General features: G+C 75.0%; 24 protein-coding genes. 12 read left to right on the forward strand and 12 right to left on the reverse strand.

The window, feature by feature from the left end:
- Nucleotides 1-35 precede the first annotated feature (35 nt).
- From PH190_RS15475 to fdxA, 3 genes are all read left to right on the forward strand, one after another.
- Nucleotides 36-1,217 (forward strand): thiolase family protein, encoded by a 1,182-nt coding sequence (locus PH190_RS15475; protein ID WP_274232417.1) that lies wholly within the window; start codon nt 36-38, stop codon nt 1,215-1,217.
- Nucleotides 1,214-2,998, forward strand: a complete 1,785-nt coding sequence (locus tag PH190_RS15480) for an AMP-binding protein (RefSeq protein WP_274232418.1) — start codon at nt 1,214-1,216, stop codon at nt 2,996-2,998. Before PH190_RS15475 ends, PH190_RS15480 begins: the two co-directional genes overlap by 4 nt.
- An 83-nt stretch (nt 2,999-3,081) precedes the next feature.
- Nucleotides 3,082-3,426 carry a ferredoxin gene (gene fdxA / locus PH190_RS15485; RefSeq protein ID WP_274232419.1) on the forward strand — a complete coding sequence of 115 codons (345 nt, stop codon included), beginning with the start codon at nt 3,082-3,084 and terminating at the stop codon, nt 3,424-3,426.
- Here fdxA and PH190_RS15490 read toward each other — a convergent pair.
- From PH190_RS15490 to PH190_RS15505, 4 genes are all read right to left on the reverse strand, one after another.
- Nucleotides 3,408-3,662: a maleylpyruvate isomerase N-terminal domain-containing protein gene (locus PH190_RS15490; RefSeq protein WP_274232420.1), complete on the reverse strand. Its 255-nt coding sequence runs from the start codon at nt 3,660-3,662 to the stop codon at nt 3,408-3,410. The two genes, fdxA and PH190_RS15490, sit on opposite strands and share 19 nt — an antisense overlap.
- Before the next feature lie 49 nt (nt 3,663-3,711).
- Nucleotides 3,712-4,959, reverse strand: coding sequence for an alpha/beta hydrolase family protein (locus PH190_RS15495; protein ID WP_274232421.1), 1,248 nt, complete (start codon nt 4,957-4,959; stop codon nt 3,712-3,714).
- A 376-nt stretch (nt 4,960-5,335) separates the two neighbouring features.
- The gene (locus PH190_RS15500) at nt 5,336-5,728 is read right to left on the reverse strand and encodes an ester cyclase (protein ID WP_274232422.1); all 393 of its coding nucleotides are present in this window, start codon (nt 5,726-5,728) and stop codon (nt 5,336-5,338) included.
- A gap of 9 nt (nt 5,729-5,737) precedes the next feature.
- Nucleotides 5,738-6,418, reverse strand: coding sequence for an SDR family NAD(P)-dependent oxidoreductase (locus PH190_RS15505; RefSeq protein ID WP_274232423.1), 681 nt, complete (start codon nt 6,416-6,418; stop codon nt 5,738-5,740).
- Between the two features lie 101 nt (nt 6,419-6,519).
- Here PH190_RS15505 and PH190_RS15510 point away from each other — a divergent pair, with 101 nt between their 5' ends.
- The 3 genes from PH190_RS15510 to PH190_RS15520 all read left to right on the forward strand — a co-directional run bounded on the left by PH190_RS15510 (nt 6,520) and on the right by PH190_RS15520 (nt 9,213).
- Complete coding sequence (locus PH190_RS15510; RefSeq protein WP_274232424.1) at nt 6,520-7,353, forward strand: helix-turn-helix transcriptional regulator; 834 nt, start codon at nt 6,520-6,522, stop codon at nt 7,351-7,353.
- A gap of 206 nt (nt 7,354-7,559) precedes the next feature.
- On the forward strand, nt 7,560-8,300 hold the full coding sequence (locus PH190_RS15515; protein WP_274232425.1) for a YoaK family protein: 741 nt from the start codon (nt 7,560-7,562) through the stop codon (nt 8,298-8,300).
- Nucleotides 8,301-8,364: 64 nt separating this feature from the next.
- Nucleotides 8,365-9,213, forward strand: coding sequence for an alpha/beta fold hydrolase (locus tag PH190_RS15520; protein ID WP_274232426.1), 849 nt, complete (start codon nt 8,365-8,367; stop codon nt 9,211-9,213).
- Nucleotides 9,214-9,264: 51 nt separating this feature from the next.
- Here the strand turns inward: PH190_RS15520 and PH190_RS15525 are convergent, their stop codons facing one another.
- Both PH190_RS15525 and PH190_RS15530 read right to left on the reverse strand, forming a co-directional pair.
- Nucleotides 9,265-9,426 carry a hypothetical protein gene (locus tag PH190_RS15525; RefSeq protein ID WP_274232427.1) on the reverse strand — a complete coding sequence of 54 codons (162 nt, stop codon included), beginning with the start codon at nt 9,424-9,426 and terminating at the stop codon, nt 9,265-9,267.
- Nucleotides 9,427-9,523: 97 nt separating this feature from the next.
- Nucleotides 9,524-10,315 (reverse strand): hypothetical protein, encoded by a 792-nt coding sequence (locus tag PH190_RS15530; protein ID WP_274232428.1) that lies wholly within the window; start codon nt 10,313-10,315, stop codon nt 9,524-9,526.
- A 481-nt stretch (nt 10,316-10,796) separates the two neighbouring features.
- On the opposite strand from PH190_RS15530, the gene PH190_RS15535 reads away from it, so the two are divergent.
- The gene (locus PH190_RS15535) at nt 10,797-12,326 is read left to right on the forward strand and encodes a heparin lyase I family protein (RefSeq protein ID WP_274232429.1); all 1,530 of its coding nucleotides are present in this window, start codon (nt 10,797-10,799) and stop codon (nt 12,324-12,326) included.
- Nucleotides 12,327-12,354: 28 nt separating this feature from the next.
- On the opposite strand, the gene PH190_RS15540 is transcribed toward PH190_RS15535, so the two are convergent.
- Complete coding sequence (locus PH190_RS15540) at nt 12,355-13,911, reverse strand: acetolactate synthase large subunit (protein WP_274232430.1); 1,557 nt, start codon at nt 13,909-13,911, stop codon at nt 12,355-12,357.
- Between the two features lie 190 nt (nt 13,912-14,101).
- Between PH190_RS15540 and PH190_RS15545 the strand changes: the two genes are divergently transcribed.
- Nucleotides 14,102-15,031: an alpha/beta hydrolase gene (locus PH190_RS15545; protein WP_274232431.1), complete on the forward strand. Its 930-nt coding sequence runs from the start codon at nt 14,102-14,104 to the stop codon at nt 15,029-15,031.
- Between the two features lie 13 nt (nt 15,032-15,044).
- Here the strand turns inward: PH190_RS15545 and PH190_RS15550 are convergent, their stop codons facing one another.
- Complete coding sequence (locus PH190_RS15550) at nt 15,045-15,920, reverse strand: sterol desaturase family protein (RefSeq protein WP_274232432.1); 876 nt, start codon at nt 15,918-15,920, stop codon at nt 15,045-15,047.
- Between the two features lie 68 nt (nt 15,921-15,988).
- On the opposite strand from PH190_RS15550, the gene PH190_RS15555 reads away from it, so the two are divergent.
- On the forward strand, nt 15,989-16,621 hold the full coding sequence (locus PH190_RS15555) for a TetR/AcrR family transcriptional regulator (RefSeq protein ID WP_274232433.1): 633 nt from the start codon (nt 15,989-15,991) through the stop codon (nt 16,619-16,621).
- On the opposite strand, the gene PH190_RS15560 is transcribed toward PH190_RS15555, so the two are convergent.
- Nucleotides 16,506-17,303: a TetR/AcrR family transcriptional regulator gene (locus PH190_RS15560; RefSeq protein ID WP_274232434.1), complete on the reverse strand. Its 798-nt coding sequence runs from the start codon at nt 17,301-17,303 to the stop codon at nt 16,506-16,508. The genes PH190_RS15555 and PH190_RS15560 overlap by 116 nt on opposite strands.
- 332 nt (nt 17,304-17,635) lie before the next feature.
- Complete coding sequence (locus PH190_RS15565; RefSeq protein ID WP_274232435.1) at nt 17,636-18,373, reverse strand: alpha/beta fold hydrolase; 738 nt, start codon at nt 18,371-18,373, stop codon at nt 17,636-17,638.
- 113 nt (nt 18,374-18,486) lie between these two features.
- Between PH190_RS15565 and PH190_RS15570 the strand changes: the two genes are divergently transcribed.
- Nucleotides 18,487-19,170 (forward strand): GntR family transcriptional regulator, encoded by a 684-nt coding sequence (locus PH190_RS15570; protein WP_274232436.1) that lies wholly within the window; start codon nt 18,487-18,489, stop codon nt 19,168-19,170.
- On the opposite strand, the gene PH190_RS15575 is transcribed toward PH190_RS15570, so the two are convergent.
- Complete coding sequence (locus PH190_RS15575) at nt 19,171-20,442, reverse strand: bifunctional 3,4-dihydroxy-2-butanone-4-phosphate synthase/GTP cyclohydrolase II (RefSeq protein ID WP_274232437.1); 1,272 nt, start codon at nt 20,440-20,442, stop codon at nt 19,171-19,173.
- Nucleotides 20,443-20,614: 172 nt separating this feature from the next.
- Between PH190_RS15575 and PH190_RS15580 the strand changes: the two genes are divergently transcribed.
- Entirely contained in the window at nt 20,615-21,127 is a 513-nt protein-coding gene (locus PH190_RS15580; RefSeq protein ID WP_274232438.1) for a flavin reductase family protein, read from the forward strand.
- On the opposite strand, the gene PH190_RS15585 is transcribed toward PH190_RS15580, so the two are convergent.
- Nucleotides 21,124-22,134, reverse strand: coding sequence for an AraC family transcriptional regulator (locus PH190_RS15585; RefSeq protein WP_274232439.1), 1,011 nt, complete (start codon nt 22,132-22,134; stop codon nt 21,124-21,126). The genes PH190_RS15580 and PH190_RS15585 overlap by 4 nt on opposite strands.
- Nucleotides 22,135-22,399: 265 nt before the next feature.
- Here PH190_RS15585 and PH190_RS15590 point away from each other — a divergent pair, with 265 nt between their 5' ends.
- Complete coding sequence (locus PH190_RS15590) at nt 22,400-23,878, forward strand: aldehyde dehydrogenase (RefSeq protein WP_274232440.1); 1,479 nt, start codon at nt 22,400-22,402, stop codon at nt 23,876-23,878.
- Nucleotides 23,879-23,897 lie beyond the last annotated feature (19 nt).

Raw genomic sequence — 23,897 nt, forward strand, 5'->3', positions numbered from 1 at the left:
ACCTGTCGAACCACCTCCTGGAGGGAGCACCCGCGGTGCGGTACACCGATGTCGCGATCCCCCTCGGCGCCGCCTGGTCCTCGCCGTTCGCGAAGTGGCAGGGCACGCTCGCGGAGACGTCCAGCCTCGACCTGGCCGCGGCGGTCACCGGGCGCGCCCTCGCCGATCGGGGTCTGTCGCCCGACGAGTTCGACGGTCTCGTGCTGGGCTGGACCGTGCCGCAGCCCGACATCTTCTACGGCGCGCCGAGCCTGGCCGCCCGCCTCGGGCTGTCGGGGGTGACGGGGCCGATGGTGAGCCAGGCGTGCGCGACGTCGGTGGCGGCGCTGCACGCCGCGGCGGGCGCCGTCGAGGGCGGGGACGGGCCCCAGCTGGTGGTGGCCGCCGACCGCACGAGCAACGGCCCGACGCTGGCGTGGCCGGCGCCGTCACGGCCGGGCGGTGCCCCGCGCACCGAGCACTGGGTGCTCGACAGCTTCGCCCGCGACCCCGGGACGGGCCAGGGCATGCTCGCCACCGGGGAGGCGGTCGCCGCGGAGTCCGGGTTCACCCGCGGCGAGGCGGACGCGGTGGCGGTGCTGCGCAGCGAGCAGTACGCCTCGGCGCTGGCCGACGACCGCGCCTTCCAGCGTCGCTACACGGTGCCGGTGTCGATCCCGGGTGCGAAGCGCTCGGTGGAGCTCGACGCCGACGAGGGCGTGCGGCCGGTCGACGCGGGGACCGCCGGCGCGCTCCCGCCGGCGACGCCCGGGGGCATCCACACCTTCGCCGCGCAGACCCACCCCGCCGACGGCGCGGCGGGCGCGGTGGTCACCACCACCGAGCGGGCCCGCGCGCTCGGCGACGGTGTGGTCCGCCTGCTGGCGAGCGGGTTCGCCCGCGTCGCGCCCGCCCGGATGCCGCAGGCCCCGGTGCCGGCCGCCCGCGCGGCGCTGGCCGCGGCCGGGCTGGACTTCGCCGATCTGCAGGCCGTCACCACCCACGACCCGTTCGCCGTCAACGACCTGTACTTCGCCCGGGAGACCGGGATCGCGCTCGAGGCCGTGAACGTCCGGGGCTGCAGCCTCGTCTTCGGCCACCCGCAGGGTCCCACCGGACTGCGCTCGATCGCCGAGCTGATCGAGACCCTGCGTGACCGCGGCGGTGGTCGCGGCCTGTTCACCGGTTGCGCCGCGGGCGACACCGGTGCCGCGATCGTCGTGGAGGTCGACGCATGACCGACGCCCGGCTCGCCCCCACCTTCGCCCCGCCGCACATCGTGCGGGAGGACACCCCGGACGGGCGGGTCCTGCTGCGCTCGACGGACCCGCTCGCGCCGCACGCGGTGTCGATCGTCCACGAGTTCCGCGCCCACGCCGCGGCGCACCCGGACCGCCTCCTGCTCGCCGAGCCCGACGGCGCCGGCGGCTGGCACCGCGTGAGCTGGGGCGAGATGCGCGCCTCGGCCGACCGGCTCGCCCAGGGCCTGCTCGACCGTGGCCTGGCCGCGCGGCCGGTGATGATCCTCTCGGGCAACAGCGTCCTGCACCTCACGGTCGCGCTCGCCGCGATGACGCTCGGGACCCCGGTGGTGCCGGCCAGCGTCGCCTACTCGCTGCAGAGCAGCGACCACGCGAAGCTGCGGGCCATGGTCGACCTCGTCGACCCGGGCCTGGTCCTCGCGGAGGACGACGCCTTCGCGGCGGCGGTCGCCGCCGTGGCCGGCGGCCGGACCGTGCTGGGTGACGTCCCGGGGGGCCTGTCCCCGGACGACCTCGCGGCCGAGCCGACCGCGGCCGTCGAGGAGCGCTGTGCGGCACTGACGGCCGGCACCGTCGCGAAGATCCTGTTCACGTCGGGATCCACCGGCACCCCGAAAGGCGTCGTCAACACCCACGGCATGCTCGCCGCCAACCAGCAGCAGATGCGTCAGGCGTGGCCGTTCCTCGCCGAGGAGCCCCCGGTGCTGCTCGACTGGCTGCCCTGGAGCCACACCTTCGGCGGCAACCACGACAGCAACATGGTGCTCGCGAACGGCGGCACGCTGTGGATCGACGACGGCCGCCCGACACCGGCACTGATCGGGCGCACCGTGGCGCACCTCGCCGAGGCCCGTCCGACGATCTACCTCAACGTCCCGGCCGGCTACGCCGCCCTGCTCCCCCACCTCGAGCGGGACCACGACGCGGCCCGCGCGTTCTTCGACCGCCTCCGCCTCGGGTTCTTCGCCGCCGCCGCGCTGCCCCAACAGCTGTGGGACCGCCTGACCGCGCTGGCCGAGCGGCACGGGTCGTCGATGCAGATGACCACCTCGTGGGGGATGACCGAGACCTCGCCCGCCGCCACCACCGCGCACTTCCCGATCACCCGCTCGGACTGCCTCGGCGTCCCCCTGCCCGGCGTCGAGCTCGCCCTCGTCCCGGAGGCGGGCAAGCTCGAGCTGCGCATCACGGGACCCAACACCACCCCCGGCTACCACCGCCGTCCCGATCTCGCCGCGACCGCGTTCGACGAGCACGGCTACCTGCGCACGGGCGACGCCGTCGCCCTGGTCGACGAGACCGACCCCGCCGCCGGTCTCGTGTTCCGCGGGCGCATCGCCGAGGACTTCAAGCTCTCCTCCGGCACGTTCGTCAGCGTCGGCACCCTGCGACCCCGCCTGCTGTCGGCCTCGCACGGCCTGCTCGCCGACGCGGTGCTCTGCGGCGAGGGCACCGACGCGGTCACCGCCGTGGTGTGGCTGCACCCCGAGCACGCCCACCGCTGCCCCGACGGCGTCCCCGAGGACGACCTGCGCGCCGACCTCGCCGCTTCGCTCCGGCGCCTCGCCGCGGAGGGCGGCGGCGCGTCCCAGCGCGTCGACCGCCTCCTCGTCCTCACCGAGCCCGCCGTCCTCGACGCCGGGGAGATCACCGACAAGGGCTACGTCAACCAGCGCGTGGTGCGCGAGCGGCGGAGCGACGAGGTCGCGCTGCTGTCCGTCGACCCGCCCCCGACGCGGGTGGTGACGCGGGGCTGAGCAATGTTCTACAACACTACCGCGTGCGTTACGTCTTCTGTAGAATGATGGGCGTTCCCGCAGCTCACCCGCAAGGACCCGCCATGCCGTTCGTCATCGCCGAGGCCTGCATCGACGTCACCGACAAGTCCTGCATGGAGGAGTGCCCCGTCGACTGCATCTACGAGGGCGTCCGCAAGCTCTACATCAACCCCTTCGAGTGCATCGACTGCGGCGCCTGCGAGCCGGCCTGCCCCGTCGAGGCGATCACCGAGGACCGGAACGTCGAGGAGGGCAGCGAGGTCTTCGTCGACGACAACGCCGCGTTCTTCACCTCGGTCCTTCCCGGCCGCGACGAGCCGGTCGGCGAGCAGCCGGGCGGAGCCGGCGGCGTCGGCGGACTCGGCACCGACACCCCGCTCGTCGCGAGCTACCCGCGGAGCGCGTAGAGCGAGGAGCCGCCGGAAGGCCCGCCGCCGGACCGGTCGTAGCGGTCGCGGGACCGTGACAGGCGCGACAAGTCGTCACCGAGGACGTGCGCGACGACGTCCCTGACCAGCCAGGGCCCGCACACCGTGGGTCGGTGCCAGTCGTCGGGGGTCAGGACGCGCAGCAGCTCGAGGAACCGGGCGCGATCCCGCCGCAGCGCCGGGCGTGCATCGATCGCCGGGCCCCGCGCGTCCACGACGTGATCGTGCCCCGTCCTCGCGCCCTCGCGCGGCCGCCTGGGCGGCTCAGGTCGACGGACGTCGCTGGATCCGCGCGTCGAGCCACCCGATCATCCGGGTGGCGGTGAGGCGGCGGCCGAGGGGCTGGCAGTGCAGGTTCGCCCCGTCCGCGCGGGTGAAGCGCAGGACCTCGCGGGGTGACGTGAGGAGGTCGGCGAGCTCGTCGGACTGGCCGGGCCAGAACTGTTCGTCGTCCGGCGAGGTGATCAGCAAGGGCGTGCGGATGTCGGCGGCGACGTCGCGGAGCTGGTAGGTGCGGACCGCGGTGAACAGGTCGTAGGGGTCGTCGACGCCGTAGGGCCGGGCGCGGAACGCGAACTCCCGGGCCGCGGCGGGGTCGCCGCCGACCTCGGCCATGTACCGGTCGAAGGTGGCCTTGTCGCCGGCGTCGAGCAGGGCGGTCATCGGCGGCGGCAGGTGGCCCATCCACGACGTGGAGACGTCGACGACGCCGGGATCGGCGACGGCGGCGACGAAGCGGTGCTCGGCGGACAGCGCCCGGGGCAGCCAGTACCCGGCCTGGCTGATGCCGTAGGCGGTGAGCGCGGCGGGATCGACGTCGGCCCGTGCGACCAGGGCGTCGACGACCGGGGTGAGCACCGCCTCCCAGTCGGGGCGGAACGGGATGCCCCGCTCGAAGAGCAGGCTCTGCTGCCCCGGGCCGTCGTAGACCACGGCGTTCCAGCCGTGGGCGAGGGCCTCGGCGGCTCCCGCCGACCACAGCCCGGTGAGCGCGCCGTCGCTGCCGTTGGTCATGACGAGGGTGGGCCGCGGCGTCCCGCTCGCGTCGGGGCGCAACAGCCACGCCGGCAGGGTGGTGTCCTCGTACGGGACCTCCAGGCGCACGTGCCGTCCGGACGACGCGTCGATCATGGCCTCCCAGCAGCGCCGCGACTCCCGGAACGTGGGGAGCAGCGCGGCGTCGGCCCGGTCGGGAGGCAGGCCGTCGATCGCCCCCATGGCCCGGGACCAGGCCGAGGAGGCCGCCAGGTAGGCCCACGCCGCCGTGGCGAGGTCGGCGGGATCGGTGGCGGAGGCCTCGGCGAGGGCGGCGAGCTCGCGTCCCCGGTCGGACCAGGCGGTGAACCAGCTCTCGCGATCGCCGTCGACGATGCGGGCGGCGGTCGCGAGCCACAGTCCGACGTCGCCGACGCCGTAGGCGGCGGCGCCGAGGGCGTCGCGGAACTCGAAGTCGAAGTCCGGGTCGGCGAAGAAGGGGGCGACGACTCCGTCGCGGGAGGCCGGGGCGGTCATGGAGCCTGTCCTTCGGTGGGGCGGAGGGCGTGACGGAGGCGGCACGGCAGCGGGAGTCGGTCCGGCCGCCGGCCCATCAGGGCGACGCGCACACGGCGACGAGGACGAGGGCCTCCGCGCCGGCTCGGAGGTGTCGGGACGAGTCCACGGTCACCCCGATGAACTGCCCCGGGCTCGACGGGCGTCTCGTCCCCCTCCACGACCGACCACCCGCTCCCGTCGAGGATCGCGTAGGCGTTCTCGGCGTGGTCGTCCCGGTGGTCGTGGAGGGTCACGGGCAGAACCTACGGGGCCTGCCCGGGCGTGTGGCGTGATCCGTCGCGAGCCCGCGGGCGAGGAGCCGGCCGAGCACCTCGTCCGGCCCCTCGCGCCGTTCTCAGGTCGTGACCTGGCGGCGGGCGTCGGACGTGTCGTGCAGGTTGGTCATCTGCACGAAACGGCCGTCGGCGACCCGGTAGATCGCGTACTCGACGATCTCGAAGGAGGCGCCGGTCGGGACTATGCCGCGCCACTCCGCGACCGGGGTCCCGGTGTTGACGACGCGCGCGGCGATGCGGTCGCCGTCGACGAGCAGCTCGGTGACCTCCCAGTGGAAGTCCGGGACGGCGTCGACGATGCGCCGCATGTCGGCGACGACGTCGTCGCGTGTCCCCGGCTCGCCGTTGAGCACGACGTCGTCGGCGACGAAGCGGTCCATCTCGTCGAGGCGGTGCGCGTCGAGGGTCGCGACGTAGCGCCGGTAGAACGCGCGCAGATCCTCATCGGTCATCGTCGCTCCTCACCACTCGATCCGGCCGCGCCGGTCGTGGAACTCGCCGGTCGGACCGTCCGGGCCGAGCAGGGCCAGGGCGACCGTCGCGTCGGTGCCCTCGGTGACGGTCTGGTGGCCGCAGTGGGCGTTGAGGTCGGTCGCCGTGTAACCCGGGTCGGAGGCGTTGATCCGCATCTCGGGGAGGTTCTTCGCGTACTGCACCGTCAGCGCGATGACGGCGGCCTTCGAGCTGGCGTAGGGGACCATCAGCCCGTGGAAGGAGTCGTCCTGCGGGTCGAGCATGGCCCGGGGGAAGCCCAGTCCCGAGGCGACGTTGACGATCACCGGCCGCGAGGAGCGCCGCAGCAGGGGCAGGGCGGCCTGGGTGAGCCGGACGACGCCGAAGACGTTGGTCTCGAACGCCGCGCGCATCGCCGCGACGTCGAGGTCGTCGAGGGTCCACGACGGGCCGACGACCGCGGCGTTGTTGACCAGGACGTCGAGCTCGGGCAGCGCGGCGACCGCCTTCTCGACGCTGTCCTGGTCGGTGACGTCGAGCTGCAGCGGGACGGCGCCGAGCTCGCGGGCGGCGTCCGCGGTCCGCAGGTCCCGCACCCCCGCGTGGACGGTGTGTCCCGCGGCGATCAGCCGGCGGGTGGTCTCCAGACCGAGGCCCTTGTTGGCCCCGGTCACCAGTGTCGTGGTCATGTCGCCACCGTGCGCCCGCGCCGGGCCGGCCGGCAGGCACTGCTCGACGGTGGGACCAGCAGTACCACCCGCGCCGCCGATCGCCGGGCACCATGGATCCCGTGGACGAGTTCGCGGAGATCCTGCGGGCCTGGCGGGACCGGGTCCGTCCCGAGGACGTCGGCCTCGCCCCTGGGCCGAACCGCCGCACGCCCGGCCTGCGCCGCGAGGAACTGGCCCACATCGCCGGGGTGAGCGTCGACTACGTGGTCCGCCTCGAGCAGGGCCGCGCCCGCCACCCCTCGCCGCAGCTGCTCACCTCCCTGGCCCGCGCCCTGCGCCTGACCGACGCCGAGCGCGACCACCTGTTCCGCGTCGCCGGCGCGGCCGTGCCGTCGGCCGGACACGTGCCGCGGCACGTGACGCCGACCGCGCAGCGCATGGTCGACCGGTTCCGCAACGCCCCGGTGGCCGTCGCCGTGCACACCGCGATCTACGAGCTGGTGCTCTGGAACCCTCTCTGGGCGGCCCTGTTCGGCGACCCGTCCACCCAGAGCAGGCTCGAGCGCAACGTCGCCTGGCGGTACTTCCAGGGCTCCATCCCGGTCACCCACACCCTCGAGGACGACGAGGCCTACGCCTGCGACCTCGTCGGCCACCTGCGCGCCGCGACCGGCCGCTACCCCGACGACCCCGAGCTCCCCCAGCTCATCGAGCGCCTGCTCGAGGCCTCCCCCGACTTCGCCCGACGCTGGCGGGCCGGCACGGTCGGGGAGCTGCGGACCAGCCGCAAGACCCTGCACACCGCCGTCGGCGACATCGTCGTGGACTGCGACACCTTCACCGGCGGCCCGGGCGACCAGACGATCGTGGTCATGACCGCCGCCCCGGGCTCCGAGGACGAACAGAAGCTCGACCTGCTGCGGGTCATCGGGCTCCAGCAGCTGCAGAGCTGACGCCGAGACACCCTCGACCGAAGCGCGCGGGGCGAGGCGCTGATCGACGTGCCGGCGGCGAGCGGACCGGTCGGTCGACCGATGACGCCGCGCCACGCGTCGCGGCACGCTGGCGTCGTGAGCACCTCGCAGGCCCCGGTCGGGGTCGCCCTCGAGAGTCCGGCGGGTCGACGGGTCGTGGTCGCCGAGCGGCGGGGCGACGAGCGATGACGCCCGAGCAGCCCGCGACCGGTACCGACCGGGAGGGCTCGCTCTGGCGCGGAGCCGCCCACGGCCCCCTGCCCGCGCTGCTGTTGCTGCTGACCGTCGGCACGGGCCTGGTCGACGCGGTCAGCGTCCTGGGGCTCGGCCGGGTGTTCGTGGCCAACATGACCGGCAACGTCGTCTTCCTCGGCTTCGCCGTCGCGGGCGCGCCGGGCTTCGCGCTCGCCGCATCCCTCGCCGCACTCGGCGGCATCCTGGTCGGCGCGCTCGGTGGCGGCAGGCTCGTCGCCGCCCGGACGTCCGGGCGCGGGCGGCTGCTGCGCGACGCGGTGCTCGTCGAGCTGATCGTCGTGATCGTCGTCCTGGTGCTCCTCGCACCACTGGACGGCCCGCCCGGTACCGGCACGGCGTCCGTCGTCGCCGGGCTCCTCGCCGCGGCACTCGGGCTGCAGAACGCCGCGGTGCGCCGGCTCGGTGTGCCCGACCTGACCACCACCGTCCTCACGATGACCCTGACGGGCATCGCCGCCGACGAGCGCTCCGGCGGCCCTCGGGTCCTGACCCGACGGGTGCTCGCCGTGGTCGCGATGTTCGCCGGCGCCGTCGTCGGGGCCGTCCTGGTCGACCAGGGTCGCCTCGTCTGGGCGCTCAGCCCGGTGCCGGTCCTGCTCGCCGTCGTCGCGGTCGTCCTCACGGTGACGCTGCGCCGGCCCACCGCCTGGCAGGGCCCCAGCCGTCCTTGACTTCACAGCTCTGTGTACCTACCGTCGACGGCGACTTCACAGATCGGTATAGGAGGCGGTCCGGATGGGCGCGGGGCAGGACGGCACCGGGTGGGTGCTGCCGGAGGCGGTGGAGACCGACGACGGCGTCGTGCGCTGGGCGCGGCTGGGCGGGCGCGGGGAGCCGATGGTGCTGGTCCACGGCACCCCGTACTCCTCCTACCTCTGGCGCGACGTCGCCCCGGCGCTGGCCCGTACGCGCACCGTCTACGTCTTCGACCACCTCGGCTACGGGCAGTCCGACCAGCACGAGGGGCAGGACCTCACCCTCGCCGCCCAGGCCCGCCGCTTCGCCCGCCTCCTCGAGCACTGGGGACTCGAGGCCCCGAGCGTGGTCGCGAACGACATCGGGGGCGCGATCGTCCTGCGCGCCCACCTGCTCGAGGAGGCCCGCTACGGCGACCTCACGATCTTCGACGCCGTCAGCGGCGGGCGGTGGGAGCGTGGTCTGTTCGCGCTGATGCGCGAGAACCCCGAGGTCTTCGCCGCCCTGCCCGGCTACGCCCACGAGGCCCTCGTCGCGGCCCACCTGCGCAACGCCAGCCACCGCGGCCTGCGCCCCGAGGTGCTCGACACCTACCTCGCGCCGTGGCGCGGCGCCGACGGGCAGGCCGCCTACTACCGGCAGTACCGCCAGCTCGCCGAGGCCGACACCCGCCCCTACGAGCCCCTCCTCGCCGACATCAGCATCCCCGTGCGGCTGCTGTGGGGCCGCCACGACCGGATCCTGCCGCCGGAGTACGGCACGTGGCTGCACGAGCACATCCCGCACGCCGAGATGCACTGGATCGACGACGCCGGCCACCTGCTCCAGGAGGACGCGCCGGCCCGGCTCGTCGCCCACCTGCTCGCCGACGTCCCGGCGCCGCGCTGAGCGGACCGCCGCGCCTCAGGGTCAGGACCTCGTCGGGGCCTCGTCGGGACCTCAGAGCCCCGTCCCGACCTCCACGGCCTTGTTCTTCCTCTTGTCCATCCCGTCCTCGACCGCACCCCAGGCGAGGACGGCGGCGACGGCGGCCAGCGCCACCGCGAGGGCCTTGACGGCGGGGCCGAGCACTCTGAGGACGAGGCCAACGATGATCACCACGGGCTCCTCGGGTCGGGGGGCACGACAATAGCGAGGGGACGCAGCAGCGGGAGCCCGGTCCGGGTCGGACTCGCCGGATCGGGCCCCGCCCCCGGGCTCACCGCGGCACGGCGTCCGGCGGGAGGTCGCTGCTCTGGGCGTTGCCGCCGACCACCGGGGTCAGCGTGACCGTCCACGTCGTGGCCTGCGTCGAGGACGTGGTGAACGGGAACGTGTCGTCGTAGCGGGTGGCCTGACGGTCGGCGGTGAACCCGCGGATGTCCTCGTTCCACCCCGTGCCCGTGGCGAAGTAGACCTCGTAGGTGCCGTCGGGCACGTCGGTGACCGTCGCGGTCTCCCCCGCCCGGACGTAGACGCCGCGGACCACCTGCTGCCCGGACGCCAGGGTGACGTAGGCGTCGGTGCTCCCGCCGTTCTCGGCGGTCAGCTGGCCGCTCCCGGTGCCTCCCCGCTCGACGAGCACCGTGCCGGTCGCGGGGCGCGGTCCCTTCGGCCCGGGGAGAGCCGGCGTGGTCGGTGCCGGAGCCGCGGTGGTCGCGGCCGGCCCCGGGGGCGACGCGTCGGAGGCCCCGAGTCGGACCAGCCCGACCAGGCCGAGGACGACGACGGCCACGGCGATCAGCACGGTGCGCCCCGTCCGGCGGCGCGGCGGCCCGGGGGGCCCGCCAGGAGCCGGTGGCCCTCCGAGACCGGCGGGCGGCGGACCCGGGGGGACCGCCGGGGGCGGCGGAAAGGCCGGGTACCCGGCCGGCGGGGTCGCCGGGGCGAACGGCTGCGCGTACGGCGCCGGCGTCCCCGGGTGGACGCTGCGCGGGGAGGGGACGGGCGGCACCCCGGGGAACGGGCCGTGCCACGGGGTCTGGTCGTGGTGCGTGCGGGGTGTGGTCATCGCGTGCCCCTCGTGGTGCGGGACCGCCCGGCCGGCCTGTCCCGGATGCCCCCGAGCGTGCTCGGTGGTGACGTGGGTCACGAGGGGGCGGGCACCCGGGTGGGGTGGGGCAGGCCCCAGGTCCCCGCCGGATCCGTCGTCGCGGGGACGAACGGCGCCTCCCGGAGTCGTGGCGGCGGATGCAGACGCCGGCGCGCGCCGCTCCTCGTGTCGCAGCCCTGTCGTCCCCCTGGCGCGCCTCACGCCACACTCGTCGCGTGACCGCGGCGCGTCGCCCTCCGACCCCGCGCCCGGTCACGGTGGGCATCGCGGCGCAGCTGTCGCAATCCGCTCGGTCGCTCGCACCAAGCTCGCCGGTAGAGCGTTTTCCTCGCGAGCAGACGGCAACGTCACTGGGGTGGCACGCCATCGCGACACGGGCGCCGGCACGCGCCCGGAGCTGCCGGCCGACGGGAGCCGTTCCCACCGTCGTCCGGAGAGCGTGACCCGCAACCGCGCCGTCTCCGTCGTGGCCGTCGGCGCCCTCGCGGGCGGGATCGCGGTCGCCGCCACGTCCGGGCCCTGGTCGCCCGACGGCGCGCCGGACCGGCCCCAGGCCCGTGCCGGGGACCCCACGGGTGCGGACGACGCCGAGCCCGGGGCGGCCCCCGTGCCGCCGACGGACACCCCGGCGCCGGCCGAGGCGGTCCCGGCCGTCGCGCCGGCCCCGATCGCGGAGCCGCCGGCGCCGTCGGTGTGGCGGGCCGACGGTCCGGGTGCCTTCCGGCGGACGCCGTGGAACACCGTCGGCGCCCCGCCGCCCCGGGTGGACGACGACGAGGTCGCCGTCGTCCTGACGGGACGGGGCCAGCGCAGCGAGCTCGAGCCCGCCGTGCCCGCCGCCCAGGAGGGCGACCGCCACGACGTGACCTTCTCGGTGCGGCTGGACGGCGAGTTCGCCCGGAGTCCCGCGGCCCAGCAGGTCATCGCCCGGTGGGAGAACGACGGTCCGGGGACGGCGCCGCTCGATCTGCGGGTCCGCGACGGGGCCCTCGTTCTGCACGGCGGCGAGGGTCACCCGTCGGGCCCCCGCACGGTCACCCACGATCTCGGACCGGCCCCGGTCGGCGAGTGGACGGACCTGCGCGTGCAGGTGGACTTCTCGGCGAACCCCGACAGGGCGCGCGTCAGCGTGTGGCGCGACGGCCTGCTCGTCGTCGACGACCACCCGCCCGGCGGCACCCTCTACCCGGGCCAGCAGAGCTACCTCAAGGTCGGCCTGCACCGGGACCGGCTCCTCGCGCAGCCCAGCTCCGTGCAGTTCCGGACCTGGCACGTCGAGTACGGCCCCACCCCGCCGGAACCCCCTCGCGAGGCCCTGCAGGCCGCGGCGGAGGACCCGGCGCCGGGTGCCGGCGGCTCCGCGTCGTCGGACGCGTCGGTGGAGGGGCCGTCGGCGGCGTCGTCCCGGAGTGCGTCGGCGCAGGACATCGCCGCGCAGATCCGGGCGGCGGAGCAGGAGACGCAGCGGGAGACGGACCGGGAGACCTCCTCGGGCGAGCGGGCGGGTCGCACCGCGTCGGAGGGCCGGTCGGCGTCCGACCGGGACGAGAGCGCGACCCGCAGCTCGTCGTCCGACCGCCGCGCGACGTCCGACCGCCGCACGATCTCCGAGGACTCGGACGACCGGGCGCGCCCGCGCCACGACCGCGACGACGAGCCCAGGACCCGCTCGGCGGAGCGGGACGGGTCCCGACGGGATCGGTCGGCCGACGACGAGCGCGCCGGCGACCGGTCCGCTGCCGACCGGTCCGCTGAGGACCGGTCCGAGCGCCGCGAACAGTCGCGTGACGGTTCGGCGGGCGATCGGTCGGAGCGCTCCGGCCAGGACCGCTCCGGCCAGGACCGCTCCGGCCAGGACCGGGGCGACCGCTCCGGCCAGGACCGGGGCGACCGCTCCGACCGCTCCGACCGCTCCGAGCCCGGCTCCGACGGCGGCGGGTCGTCGGGCCGGGCCGGCGCGGACCGCTGACCAGGGCCCGGCGAGGGCCTGACGGCGACTACCCGACCGCGGGGACGATCGCCTCGATGAGGTGCGGGCCCGGTTCGCGCTGGGCCCAGCGCAGGGCGTCGAGCAGGTCCTCGGTCGTCTCGACCCGCCGGGCCGGGACGCCGTAGCCGGTCGCGAGCGCGACGAAGTCCGGCGTCGGGTCGGTGAGGGTCAGCATCCGCCCGGCGCGCCCGGAGTGGGCGGCCTCGCCCGCGCCGGTCCGTGCCAGCTCGACGCGCAGGATCGCGTAGGCCGCGTTGTTGATCAGCACGGTGGTGACGTCGAGCTGCTCGCGGGCCTGGGTCCACAGCGCCTGCAGCGTGTAGAGGGCGCTGCCGTCGGCCTGCACCGCGACGACCGGCCGGTCCGGAGCCGCGACCGCCGCGCCCACCGCCGCGGGCGGGCCCTGGCCGATCGCGCCGCCGGTGAGCGCCAGCTGGGTGTGGGGAGCCGCGGTCTGCAGGGCCGGGGCGAGCACGGCCGCGGCGGTCAGCGACTCGTCCACCACGATCGCGTCCTCGGGCAGCGTCGCCGCGACCGCGGCGCACAGCGAGCGCACGTCCAGCGGCCCGGGCGCGGGTTCCGGCGCGTCCCGCGGCGCCGGCTCGGCGACCGCGTCCGGCGCCACCTCGGCGGCCAGCGCCTCGAGCGCGGCGGCCGCGTCGGTCGCCGCGTCGGCGAGCCCGACCACCGTGGCGCCGTCGGGCACGAGGTCGCCGGGGACTCCGGGGTAGCCGAAGAACGACACCGGGGAGCGCGCTCCCGCCAGCACCAGCGACGACGCCCCGTCGAGCTGCTCGAGCGCCTGCTCGGCGAAGTAGGCGAGCTTGTCGACGCGGGGGCGCCCGGCACCGGTGTCCCAGCGCCGCGGGAAGGTCTCGACGAGCAGGCGCGCGCCGGTGGCGGCGGCGACCCGGCCCGCGGCGTCCATCGCGCGCGCGGTCAGCGCCGGGCCGCCGAGCAGGATCACCGCGCCGGGCTCGCGCACCGCCTTCGCGGCGTCGGTCACCCGGGAGGCCGCCGGCGGGAACGGGGCCGCGGCCGGCAGCGGCGGCGCCGGCACCCCGCCGTCGGACCACGACACGTCCGCGGGCAGGACCAGCGTCGCGACCTGGCCGCCGCGCTCGGTCGCCGCGGCCACTGCGCGCACGGCGTCGTCGGCGACGTCGCGCACGTCCCCGCAGGTGTGCACCCAGCCCGACACCGTCCGCGCCAGCGCGGTGATGTCGGACTCGAGCGGGGCGTCATGGCGGACGTGGTCGGTGGCGTGTGCGCCCACGACGCAGAGCAGCGGGGTGCCGGCGCGCCGCGCGTTGTGCAGGTTCGCCATCCCGTTGCCGAGCCCGGGCCCGAGGTGCAGCAGCACCGCGGCGGGCCGGCCGGTGATGCGCGCGTGCGCGTCGGCCGCGCCCGTCGCGACGCCCTCGAACAGCGTCAGGACGCCCCGCATCGCCGGGACGTCGTCCAGGGCCTGCACGAAGTGCATCTCGGACGTGCCGGGGTTCATGAAGCAGACGTCGACACCCGCCCCGACCAGCGAGCCGACCAGCGCCTCGGCGCCCCTCACGCGGCCCACCGGTCGCCGGTGGCGGACGGGGAGCACCACGAGATCGTCATGGGTCCACCTCACACGGTCCGGGCCGGTGACGGAAGCCGGGACGGCGTTCGGGAGGGACGGTGACCCGGCACCGCCTCCCGACGCATACTCCTCGGCGAGCGGGAGCGTCGGCGCTCCCCGACGGGAGGACGGTGCCCCCATGCCGCTCGATCCGCAGATCGAGGCCCTGCTCGCGGAGATGGCCGCGCAGGGCGCGCGGTCGCCGGAGAGCATGACCGTCGCCGAGAACCGGGCCATGATCGAGGAGTTCGCCGCGCTCGGCGGGCCACCGGCGGAGCTCGCCCGCGTGGAGGACACCACCGCGCCCGGCCCCGAGGGCGACGTCCCGGTGCGGGTCTACGTGCCGCCGGGCGATGGTCCGCTGCCCGTCGTCGTCTACTACCACGGCGGCGGGTGGGTGATCGGGAGCCTGGACAGCCACGACGCCCTCTGCCGCACGCTGGCCGCCCGGTCCGGGTGTCTGGTCCTGGCGGTGGACTACCGGCTCGCGCCCGAGAACCGCTTCCCCGCCGCGGTCGACGACGCCTACGCCGCGCTGACCTGGGCGGCGGAGAAGATCGGCGACTTCGGCGGCGACCCGTCCCGGCTCGCCGTCGCGGGCGACAGCGCGGGCGGCAACCTCGCGGCGGTCGTCGCCCAGCTCGTGAAGGAGCGGGGCGGGCCACGGCTCGCGTTCCAGCTCCTGATCTACCCCGCCACCGACCGCTTCGACGACAGCCCGTCGATGTACGAGAACGCGGCCGGCCCGCTGCTGTCGCGGGCGTGGATCGAGTGGTTCTACGGCTGCTACCTGCACTCGCCGGACGAGGGCGCCGACACCCGGTTCTCGCCCGCCCGCGCCGAGGACGTCAGCGGCCTGCCGGCCGCGCTGGTGATCACCGCGGAGTTCGACCCGCTCCGCGACCAGGGCGCCGCCTACGCCGGCAAGCTCCGGGCGGCGGGCGTCGACGCGGAACTGCTCCGCGTCGACGGCATGATCCACGGCTTCATCTCGATGGCCGGGGTCGTCGACAAGGCACGGGAGGTCGTGGACACGGCGGCCGACGCACTGCGGGCGGCGCTGCGTTGACGGTGCGGGCCGATCAGGTCCGCGTCGGCGCCGGGTCGGGTGACGGCTGCCAGCCGGGCGGACCCAGGACGTAGCCGAGCCGGTCGCGCCAGCGGCGGGCCGCCCGGACGTCCCGGGCGATGTCGCCGTAGTGCCCGTACTGCAGCGTCAGCAGGTTGTACGTGTCGACGGGCGTGGTGAGCCCGTACGACGGTCGGCGCTCCTCGGCTGCGAAGGTGCCGAACAGCCGATCCCAGACGATGAGGATGCCGCCGTAGTTGCGGTCGAGGTACTCGGGGTCGCGGCCGTGGTGCACGCGGTGGTGCGACGGCGTGTTCAACACGTACTCGATCGGGCGCGGGAGCTTGTCGACGAGCTCGGTGTGCACGAAGAACTGGAACACGAGGTTGACGCCGAACGCCGCGTAGAGCGTCCAGGGCGCGAAGCCGAGCAGCGGCAGCGGCAGCCAGAAGAAGAACTCGAACCAGGGGTTCCACTTCTGGCGCAGCGCGGTGCCGAAGTTCATGAACTCGCTGGAGTGGTGCGCCTGGTGCCCGGCCCAGGCGATCCGCACGCGGTGGCTGAAGCGGTGGTGTCCGTAGTAGCCGAGGTCGACCCCGAGCACCACGAGCACCCAGTACCACCACGTGTCGGTGGGCAGGTGGAACGGGGCGAGGTAGACGTACACGGCGCTGAACGCGAGGAACGTGACCACCTTGAACAGCGTCAGGAACACCAGCGACACGACGCCCATCGAGATCGACGTCCGGGCGTCGCGCAGCGCGTAGCCGGTGACCGAGTCGTCGTGGTCGAGCCACCGCAGCGCCGCGAGCTCGACGAGGATCGCCAGCACGAAGAACGGGACCGCGTACGTGACCGGGTTCTGCATCGGGTCGAGCAGTGCGTCCATCAGCCCTCCTGCGATGTGACCTCCGGGTAAGTTACCGCAGGGTCATATCGTCGCGATAGGGTCCGCCCGTGGCTCCGCGACCGAACGCCGGGACGAAGGGTGTCCCGCGCGCCGACCGGGAGCAGGAGATCCTGCGGGTCGCGTCGGTGGCGTTCGGCAGCGACGGCTTCGCCGCCACCGGTGTCGCCGACGTCGCGCACACCGCGGGCATCTCGAAGGCGCTGGTCTACAGCTACTTCGGCTCCAAGGAGGGCCTGCACGCGGCGTGCCTCGCCGAGGCGGGCGGACTGCTGGCCGCGGAGATCGAGCGCGTGGCCCGCGACGGGAGCGCCGGTGTCGAGCGGGGGGTGCGCACGCTCGCGGCGATGTTCGCGGTGCTCGACGACCGGCGTCACGTCTGGCGGCTCCTGCACGACCGCACGGCCCCGGCGGACGGTCCGGCGGCCGAGGTCGTCGCGCGGTACTCCGCCCGCATCGAGGCCCTCGCCCGAGAGGGGGTGCTCGAGCTGCTCGGCGACGCCGGGATCACCGACGAGCTCGACGTCTCGGCGATGGTCCGGACGTGGCTCGGCATCGTCGACTCGCTCATGGACTGGTGGGTGGCCCACCCCGAGCAGGGCGCCGAGGAGATGACCCGGCGGGTGGGCCGGCTGATCGCGGCCCTGGTGTCCGACCACACCCGTCGTGGCCGGACGGACTGATCGCGGGGATCTCTAGGCCGGCGATGTCCTGGGGACCCACCCCGACCGGTCGCCGCCGTTGCCGCCAGGGTCGCCCCTCCCACCGCCGGGACCAGTCCGGTGTCGCGATCAGCGGCAGGAACCCGGCCCAGAAATCGTTCACCAGCTCCCAGAGGGGCGGTCCGCCGCACCACTCCTCGGACATCGTCGCCCGTCCCGCGAAGCCCGCGACGACCTCGGAGGCCGCCCAGCCCGGGTCGACCTCCGCCCGGAGCAGGCCGGCCGCCTGCGCCTCGACGAGCAGCCCCTCGGCCTCGTCGCGCCACCAGGTGCCGACCTCGGCCAGGGTGGGCGAGGCGACGACACGGTCGCGCAGCACCCGACCCGCCCCGCGCACGATCGGGTCGTCGAGCCGGACGATCACCGCGTCGGTGAGCAGGACCAGCGCTTCGAGGGCGTCCCCGGCGACCCGGCGGACCGCGGGCAGGACCTGCTCCCACGACTCGCTCATCGCCGCGACGAGGGCCTCGGCGACGGCGTGCTTGGACGCGAAGTGGAAGTAGAACGCGCCCTTGGTCGGGACGCCGCCGTCGCCGAACAGCTCGCTCAGCGCCGTGCCGTGGAAGCCCTGCACCGCGAAGCGCTCACCCGCTGCCGCGAGCAGTGCCCGCCTCGTGGCCCGGGACCGCTCCTGCTGCGGCACCCTTCCCTCCGTCGCCGGCGTGGCCTCGCGCGCCACCGCACGTCCTCCTGCCCGGTCGACCCACGCGACCGACCCACAGCCTGCCGGTCGGCGTCCACCCCCGACAGAGGGCAGCCCGTCCGGCGGGCACCGCGTGCGCCGGTCGTCGCATTCCTGGACGTCGAGCGCTGCGACTGGCCGGCGAACGGAACCGCCCCTTTCCCGCAACCGTACCGCTGGGTACGGTTCACGAGCGGGCCTGGTGCAGTCGGGGGCCCTGATCCGCGTCGGGGGGTGGGCGGCGTCGCCGGGAGGGGGGCCGGCGACGTCGTCCCCGCCCGTCGGCGACGGGGCTACCCCTCCGCCGGCACGGTCGCGCGGACGGCCTCGCGGATGAGCTGCGCGACGGCGTCGGGCCGGGACACCGTGACGGCGTGGGAGGCCGTGACCTCCACCGTGTGCGCCCCCGCCCGCTCCCCCATGAACCGCATCGAGGCGGCGGGGATGGCGAGGTCGTCGGTCGTGACCAGATTCCACGACGGGACGGCCTTCCAGGCGGCCGCCGTGGCCGGCTCCTCCAGCGCCGCGGAGGTGATGGGCCGCTGGGTGGCCGCCATGAGGTCCGCGACCTCCTCGGCGACGTCGGCGGCGAACACCTTGCGGAACTCCTCCTGCCGGATGGAGAGGTCGGTGGCGGTGCCGCCACCGGGGAGCGGGACCGGCAGGGCGTCGAGGGCGGCACCGAGCTGAGCACCGGGGTACCGCGCGGCCAGCTCCCCCGTGCTCTCCCCCGGCTCCAGGATGAAGCTCGCGACGTAGACCAGCGCCCGGACGCCCGGGTGGCCGTCGGCGGCCTCGCTCATCACCGAGCCGCCGTAGGAGTGGCCCGCCAGCACGATCGGGCCCTCCAGGCCGTCCAGGACGGCGCGGACGTACGCGGCGTCCTCGTGCAGGCCGCGGAGCGGGTTGGCGACGGCGACGACGCGGTGGCCGTCCGCCGCGAGTTCGCGGATCACCCCGTTCCAGCTGGAGGAGTCGGCGAACGCGCCGTGGACCAGGACCACCGTGGGACGGGTGTCGGAGTTGCTCATGGGGTGCCTTCCCCTCGTCGAACCTCGTTGACATGCAAAATATTGCACGCCTCACGTCACCGAGCAAGGACGCCGCGTTGACAGGAGCCGACGTTCGGGATGCGGTGTGCGGCATGCCGGTACCGGGAGGTCGGGGACTCGTCGCGAGGTCGCTCCTGCGGGAGGACGCCTACCGGGCGATCCGGGACGCGATCGTCGACGGCACGCTCGCGCCCGGTGAGCGCCTGGTCGACGCCGACCTCGTCGAGTGGCTGGGCGTCAGCCGCACGCCGGTGCGCGAGGCCCTGGCCCGGCTCGAGCAGGCGGGCCTCGTGCAGACGAAGCCCGGCCGCTACACGATGGTCAGCCCGCTCGACGTCCGCGCGGCGCGCAACGCCCAGTCGGTCACCGCCGTCATGCACGAGCTCGCGACCCGGGAGGCCCTGCCGAACCTCTCCGCCACCGAGCTCGACGCGATGCGGACGGCCAACCGGCGCTTCGCCGACGCCCTGCAGCGGGACGACGCCGACGCGGCCATCGCCGCCGACGACGACTTCCACGGCGTCCTGGTCACGGCCAGCGCGAACGACGCCCTCCGCGAGGTCCTCGAGCGGTACACGCCGGTGCTGCGACGGCTGGAGCGCCTCCGGTTCTCCTCGCTGAGCGGCCGGGACTCGGTCGCCCAGCACGAGCGGATCATCGCGCTCTGCGCGGCCGGGGACGTGGACGGCGCCGCCGCCGCGAACCGCGCGAACTGGCAGACGCTCGCCGCCCTCATCGACGACCTCGCCGAGGCCGGCGGCCCCGCGGGGCCGTGATCAGCTGGTCGCGCTGTCCAGGGCGATGGCGTGGCCGAGGCGCTGTTGCTTGGTCCGGAGGTAGCGCAGGTTGTCCGGGCCGGCGGCGGGCGGCAGGCCGACGCGCTCGAGGATCTCGAGGCCGTAGCCCGCGAGCCCGGTGTACTTCGCCGGGTTGTTGGTGATCAGCCGCAACCGGCTGACGCCCAGGTCGGCGAGGATCTGCGCACCGGTGCCGTAGGTGCGGGTGTCGACGGGCAGGCCCTGGACGGTGTTGGCGTCGACGGTGTCGAGGCCGGTGTCCTGCAGCGCGTAGGCGCGGATCTTGTGCGCCAGGCCGATGCCGCGACCCTCGTGCCCCCGCAGGTAGACCAGCACCCCGGCGCCCTCGGCGGTGATCGCGCGCAGCGCCTGCTCGAACTGCGCGCCGCAGTCGCAGCGCAGGGAGCCCAGGACGTCGCCGGTCAGGCACTCGCTGTGCACGCGCACGAGGGCTCCCCGTGGCGAGCGGCCGGCGGCCGCCGCGTCCCCGTGCACCAGCGCGAGGTGCTCCGTGTCGTCGACGGTGGAGCGGTAGGCGACGGCCCGGAAGAGCCCGGCCGCGGTCGGCATCGCGGAGGTCGCGACGTGCTCGACGAAGCTCTCGGTGGCGCGACGGTGGCGCACGAGGTCGGAGATCGCGACGACCGGCAGGTCGTGCTCGGCCGCGAAGCGGGTCAGCGCCGGCCCGCGGAGCATGCCGCCCTCGTCGTCGACGATCTCGCCGATGACCCCGACCGGGGTGCGGCCGGCCAGCCGGAGCAGGTCGACCGCGGCCTCGGTGTGCCCGGCGCGGACGAGGACACCGCCGTTCCTGGCGCGGAGCGGGAAGACGTGGCCGGGACGGCGGAGCTCGTCGGCGCGGGTCGCGGGGTCGGCGAGGGCGGCGATGGTCCGCGCCCGGTCGGCCGCCGAGACGCCGGTGCCGGTCGCCACGTGGTCGACGGTGACGGTGAAGGCGGTGCCGTGCGGGTCGCCGTTGGCGTCGACGATCGGGGGCAGGCCGAGGGCGTCGGCGCGCTCGCCCGTCATCGGGGCGCAGACGATCCCGGTGGTGTGCCGCACGACGAACCCGAGCTGTGCGGGGGTCACGGCGTCGGCGGCCACGACGAGGTCGCCCTCGTCCTCGCGGTCGGCGTCGTCGGTGACGACCACCATCCGGCCCGCGGCGAGCGCCGCGACCGCGCGCTGCACCGACGTCGTCGACGGCAGCTCGGCCACGGGTGTGCATTCTCCCGGTGCGGTGTCGGTCATGGCGGTGTCCTCTCGCGCGACGATTCCTGCCCCGACGCTAGGAATCCCGGGACGGTCGCCACCATCCGTTCCGCGCACGGCGATGACCGATCCCGGCGGGTCGCCGCCGGCGGATAGGAGCCGGCCGTGTGCGGATATCGCCGGTCCGCGGCGCCTCCCTACGGTCCGGAGCATGGACGAATGGTCGGCGGACTCGGTCCGCATCGCACCCACGCACCTGCGTCACGTACTCGGCCACTTCGCGTCGGGCATCGTCGTGGTCACGGCGATGACGCCGGACGGCCCGGCGGGATTCACCTGCCAGTCGTTCAGCTCGCTCTCGCTCGACCCGCCCCTCGTGTCGTTCTCGCCCGCCCGCACGTCGACCACCTGGCCCCGGATCCGCGAGAGCGGACGGTTCTGCGTCAACGTCCTGGCCGACGGCCACCGCGACACGAGCACGGCGTTCGCGCGCTCCGGGGCCGACAAGTACGCCGGGGTGTCCTGGTCGCCCGCGCCGTCGGGCTCACCGCGCCTCGACGGCGTGGTCGCGTGGATCGACTGCACGCTCCACGGCGAGTTCCCCGGCGGCGACCACACGATCGTCGTGGGCCGGGTCCGGTCCCTCGACGCCGACCCGGACCTCGCCCCGCTGCTGTTCCACCGCGGCGCGTACGACGTCCTCGCCGGGCCGCGCGGGGTCTAGCCGCGGTGACGGAGCGTCTCGCGGGGCAGCTCCCCGAAGCGCTCCCGGTACTGCTGCGCGAACCGGCTCTGGTGCAGGAAGCCCCAGCGCAGCGCCACCTCGGTGACCTGCACGTCGGCGGGGTGCCCGCGCAGGAGCTCGGCGCGGACGTGGTCGAGGCGCAGGCGGCGCAGGTAGCTCATCGGTGACTCCCCGAGCTCCTGCTGGAACGTCGCGTGCAGGGTCCGGACGCTCAGGCACCCGACCCGGGCGAGCTCCTGCGGGGTGAGCGGGTCGTCGGCGTGCTGCTCCATGTACTCGAGCACGGGCCCCAGCCGACCCCGGCGGACGGGGTCCGCGGGCGCGGCGAGCGCGTCGCTGTAGCGGTGCCGGCCGGCGTGCAGCAGCTGCGTCACGATGAACGCCTCGAGCTGCTCGCGAGCCAGCGGCATGTCCCCGAGGCCGCCCGGCCGGTCGAGCTCGCGGGCGAGGAACTCGACCGACGACATCAGGGTGCGCCCCACCGGGGTCGTGAGGTCCACCCCGAAGTCGAAGTCGACGACGTCGTGCACGGGCCGTCCCAGCTGGTCGCCGAGGTGCGACTCCAGCGTCACCCGCGGGATCTTGAGGTGCCACTGCTCGGCCTCGGCGGACCAGTGCACCGTGGTCGTGTGGTGCGGGAGCAGGATCAGGCCCGACCGTCCGGCCGCCGTGGCGCGCCGAGTCCCGTCCGAGCGCTCGCCGTTCGTCTCCCCCGCGATCGTCAGGTTGACGTGGTAGTTGTCCTCGGTCGGCGGCATCACCAGCGTCGCCGACGACCCGTAGGTCAGGTAGCCGAAGGTGAACAGCCGGTCCGACGTGGCGTTGAGCGTCATCGCGATCCGGCCCGTCGGCGCGCGGAGGTCGTGCGCGAGGTAGACGCGGGAGACGGCCTCGCGCGCCTCGTCGAGGTGGCGTGTGTCGAGCACCGCGTGCTCGCTCAGCCGGCCACGAGCCGCACCGGGCTCGTCGTCGCTCCGCATCGGCATGCGTCGACACCTCCTCGTGCCGCGGCGAGGTCCCTCTCCGGGAACCGTAGGGGCGCCCCGTGCCGGCGAACAGCCGATGAGCGCGACCCGCCATCCGTTCCGTGCACGATCGGCGCGTCCGGTGGTGCGCTCGGCCACGGCACGCGTGCACGGAGCGGATCGCGACGTGCCGTCCGCGGATATCGGCACCGTTCCCCGGTTCCTAGCGTCGTCGGCATTCCTCCCGCCGATTCCCGGCGGGACCGACACCGGGGAGAGAACGCCGATGACGACCACACCGGAGGAGTTCGGTCTCTTCATCGACGGGAAATCCGTCGCGGCCCGCGCCGGGGGCACGTTCGAGTCACAGAACCCCTACACCGGAACCGCCTGGGCACGCCTCGCGGACGGGCGCGCCGAGGACGTCGACGAGGCGGTCGCCGCGGCCCGATCCGCTTTCGAGGGCGAATGGGGGCGGATGACGGGATTCGGGCGCGCCGCGATCATCCGGCGGTGCGGCGACGCGATCGCGGCGAACGCCGAGCGCCTGGCCCGACTCGAGGTCAACGATTCCGGGAAGCTGCTGCGCGAGATGCGCGGGCAGCTGACCAGCCTGCCGCTGTGGTACCACTACTTCGCCGGGCTGGCGGACAAGGTCGAGGGCCGCACCGTGCCCCCGGTCAACCCCAACTACTTCGGCTACACCCAGCGCGAGCCGGTCGGCGTCGTCGGCGCCATCACGCCGTGGAACTCGCCGTTGCTGCTGCTCACCTTCAAGCTGGCCCCGGCGCTCGCGGCGGGCTGCACGATGGTGGTCAAGCCCTCCGAGCACGCCCCCGCCTCGACCGTGGCGTTCGCCGAGATCCTCCACGAGGCCGGCCTGCCCGCCGGGGTGCTCAACGTCGTCACCGGCTGGGACCGCGCCACCGGCGAGGCGCTCGCCGGGCACCCCGGCGTCGACAAGATCGCCTTCACCGGGTCGACCGCCACCGGCGCGAAGATCGCCCAGGCCGCCGGCACCAACATCAACCGCGTCACCCTCGAGCTGGGCGGCAAGTCGCCCCAGATCGTGTTCCCCGACGCCGACCTCGACGCCGCCGCGAACGGCCTGGTCGCCGGCGTGTTCGCCGCGACCGGGCAGACCTGCATGGCCGGCTCCCGGCTCATCGTGCACGCCGACGTGCACGACGCCCTCGTCGAGAAGGTCGCCGCCCGCGCCGAGGCGATCGTCCTCGGCGACCCCACGGAGGCCGCGACCGAGATGGGCCCGGTGGCCAACCGCCCGCAGTACGAGAAGGTCCTCGGCTACCTGCGCGGTGCCGCGGACGAGGGCGCGACGTTCGCCTCCGGCGGCGGGCCCGACGACGAGCGCGGCGGGCTGTTCGTCCGGCCGACCGTGATCACCGGCGTCACCCCGGAGAACACGGTGGTCCGCGAGGAGGTCTTCGGACCGGTCCTGGCCGCCTACACGTTCACCGACGAGGACGAGGCCCTCAAGCTCGCCAACGACACCCCCTACGGGCTCGCCGGCGCCGTGTGGACCAAGGACGTGCACCGCGCCCACCGCGTCGCCGCGCGGCTGCGCGCCGGCACCGTCTGGATCAACGCCTACCGGGTGATCGCGCCGAACATGCCCTTCGGCGGCTTCGGCTCCAGCGGCATCGGCCGCGAGAACGGCGTCGACGCCATCGCCGAGTACACGGAGAACAAGTCCGTGTTCGTGGAGCTCACCGGCGGCACCCGCGACCCCTTCCAGCTCGGCTGACCCCTCCCCCGACGACACC

Origin of the sequence: Actinomycetospora straminea (genome assembly GCF_028737255.1) — a bacterium.
GTDB lineage: Bacteria > Actinomycetota > Actinomycetes > Mycobacteriales > Pseudonocardiaceae > Actinomycetospora > Actinomycetospora straminea.

Coding starts and splice junctions, on each gene's coding strand:
- PH190_RS15480 (WP_274232418.1), top strand. CDS start 1,214: ATGACCGACGCCCGGCTCGCCCCCACCTTCGCCCCGCCGCACATCGTG.
- fdxA (WP_274232419.1), top strand. CDS start 3,082: ATGCCGTTCGTCATCGCCGAGGCCTGCATCGACGTCACCGACAAGTCC.
- PH190_RS15495 (WP_274232421.1), bottom strand. CDS start 4,959: ATGACCGCCCCGGCCTCCCGCGACGGAGTCGTCGCCCCCTTCTTCGCC.
- PH190_RS15500 (WP_274232422.1), bottom strand. CDS start 5,728: ATGACCGATGAGGATCTGCGCGCGTTCTACCGGCGCTACGTCGCGACC.
- PH190_RS15505 (WP_274232423.1), bottom strand. CDS start 6,418: ATGACCACGACACTGGTGACCGGGGCCAACAAGGGCCTCGGTCTGGAG.
- PH190_RS15515 (WP_274232425.1), top strand. CDS start 7,560: ATGACGCCCGAGCAGCCCGCGACCGGTACCGACCGGGAGGGCTCGCTC.
- PH190_RS15520 (WP_274232426.1), top strand. CDS start 8,365: ATGGGCGCGGGGCAGGACGGCACCGGGTGGGTGCTGCCGGAGGCGGTG.
- PH190_RS15530 (WP_274232428.1), bottom strand. CDS start 10,315: ATGACCACACCCCGCACGCACCACGACCAGACCCCGTGGCACGGCCCG.
- PH190_RS15545 (WP_274232431.1), top strand. CDS start 14,102: ATGCCGCTCGATCCGCAGATCGAGGCCCTGCTCGCGGAGATGGCCGCG.
- PH190_RS15550 (WP_274232432.1), bottom strand. CDS start 15,920: ATGGACGCACTGCTCGACCCGATGCAGAACCCGGTCACGTACGCGGTC.
- PH190_RS15565 (WP_274232435.1), bottom strand. CDS start 18,373: ATGAGCAACTCCGACACCCGTCCCACGGTGGTCCTGGTCCACGGCGCG.
- PH190_RS15570 (WP_274232436.1), top strand. CDS start 18,487: ATGCCGGTACCGGGAGGTCGGGGACTCGTCGCGAGGTCGCTCCTGCGG.
- PH190_RS15575 (WP_274232437.1), bottom strand. CDS start 20,442: ATGACCGACACCGCACCGGGAGAATGCACACCCGTGGCCGAGCTGCCG.
- PH190_RS15580 (WP_274232438.1), top strand. CDS start 20,615: ATGGACGAATGGTCGGCGGACTCGGTCCGCATCGCACCCACGCACCTG.
- PH190_RS15585 (WP_274232439.1), bottom strand. CDS start 22,134: ATGCCGATGCGGAGCGACGACGAGCCCGGTGCGGCTCGTGGCCGGCTG.
- PH190_RS15590 (WP_274232440.1), top strand. CDS start 22,400: ATGACGACCACACCGGAGGAGTTCGGTCTCTTCATCGACGGGAAATCC.